We start from the raw sequence: 1,622 nt of genomic DNA on the forward strand, positions 1-1,622 counted from the left end.
GGTCAAGCCCCTGGAAGTGGTGTAACGGCTGATCTTTCGAGTTGTGCTGGTTAGAAGGGTTGGTCTGCGGGCGGGAGGGTGTGAGGTTCGCCGGTTGCGGGTCGCCAGTCGTCGATGTCGTCGGGCCAGGGTGCGGGTCGGCCGTGGTCGTCCCAGAAGCCGGTCTCGATGTTGTCGGCGAGCAGGGCGGCGTTGCGCCGTGCGCGTTCGGCGGGGTCGGGGATGGCGGGGTCGCCGGTCGGGTGGGTCATGCTGCGGTCTCCAGTTCGGGCAGCTGCGTGGCAGTGGTAGTGGGGGGTGTGTCGCGGGCTTTGGCGAGGATGTCGAGGGCGAAGTAGCGGCGGCCCTCGGTCCATTCGTCGTGTTGTTCAGCCAGGACGGCGCCGACCAGACGGATGACGGCGTCGCGGTCGGGGAAGATCCCGACCACGTCGGTGCGGCGGCGGATCTCCTTGTTCAGGCGTTCGTTGGGGTTGTTCGACCAGATCTGCCGCCAGATCTGTTGCGGGAACCCGGTGAACGCGAGCAGATCGGCGCGGGCGTCGTCGAGGTAGGCGGCCACCTTCGGCAACGACCTGCCGACCGAGTCGAGCAGCTTGTCGAACTGGGCGTGGACCGAGGCCGGGTCGGGCTGGTCGTAGACCGAGTGCAGCATCGTCTTGACCGCCGGCCACGCCGACTTCGGGCAGACCTGCATCAGGTTCGCGGCGAAATGCGTGCGACACCTCTGCCAGGACGCGCCGGGCAGGTTCGCCGCGATCGCGTCGACCAGTCCGGCGTGCGCGTCCGAGGTGACCAGCAGGGTGCCGGTCAGGCCGCGGGCGACCAGGTCGGCGAAGAAGGCGTTCCACGCCTGCTTCGTCTCGCTGGTGGCGACCTTGACCCCGAGGACCTCGCGGTGGCCGTCGGCGTTCACGCCGGTCGCCACGAGGACGACGGCGTTGACGACCCGGCCCTGCTCACGGACTTTCATGGTCAGCGCGTCGGCGGCCACGAATGTGAACGGCCCAGATTCGCCCAGCGGCCGGGTGCGGAACGCCGCGACCTGGGCGTCGAGGTCGGCGGCCATCCGCGAGACCTGCGACTTCGACAACGAGGTGATGCCCAGGCTCTGCACGAGCTTGTCCATCCGCCGCGTGGACACGCCCAGCAGGTAGCAGGTCGCGACTACGCTGACCAGCGCGGCCTCGGCCCGCTTACGCCGCTCGAGCAGCCAGTCCGGGAAGTACGAGCCGGAGCGCAGTTTCGGGATCGCCACGTCGATCGTGCCGGCGCGGGTGTCCAGCTCGCGGTGCCGGTAGCCGTTACGGGAGTTGACCCGCTCCGGGCTGACGGTGCCGTACTCGGCGCCGCACACCTGGTCGGCCTCGGCCGACAACAGTGCGTTGATCACCGTGGACAGCAAGTGGCGCATCAGGTCCGGCGACGCGTCGCCCAACGCTTGGTCCAACAGGCCGGCAGGGTTGATGATGTGGGGTGCGGTCATCGTGATGGTGCCTTTCGAGAGTGCTGTGGAAGGTTCACTCGAAAGATCACGCGATGACCGCGCTCTTCGTTCAGCCCGCAGACGGGCCGCCCGACGATCACGCCGATCGCGTTACACCACTATCAGGGACGCCACT

General features: G+C 68.3%; 2 protein-coding genes. Both read right to left on the reverse strand.

Features of this window, described 5'->3' with window-relative positions:
• Positions 1 to 50: 50 nt before the first annotated feature.
• The gene (locus ACFQS1_RS40360; protein ID WP_378978342.1) at positions 51 to 251 is read right to left on the reverse strand and encodes a hypothetical protein; all 201 of its coding nucleotides are present in this window, start codon (positions 249 to 251) and stop codon (positions 51 to 53) included.
• Entirely contained in the window at positions 248 to 1,486 is a 1,239-nt protein-coding gene (locus tag ACFQS1_RS40365; RefSeq protein WP_378978344.1) for an IS256 family transposase, read from the reverse strand. Before ACFQS1_RS40365 ends, ACFQS1_RS40360 begins: the two co-directional genes overlap by 4 nt.
• Between the last annotated feature and the right edge of the window lie 136 nt (positions 1,487 to 1,622).

Origin of the sequence: Paractinoplanes rhizophilus (assembly GCF_042664765.1) — a bacterium.
Lineage (GTDB): Bacteria > Actinomycetota > Actinomycetes > Mycobacteriales > Micromonosporaceae > Actinoplanes > Actinoplanes rhizophilus.

Excerpts from the sequence above, each read along its gene's own strand:
- ACFQS1_RS40365 (WP_378978344.1), bottom strand. The coding sequence starts at position 1,486 with ATGACCGCACCCCACATCATCAACCCTGCCGGCCTGTTGGACCAAGCG.
- ACFQS1_RS40360 (WP_378978342.1), bottom strand. The coding sequence starts at position 251 with ATGACCCACCCGACCGGCGACCCCGCCATCCCCGACCCCGCCGAACGC.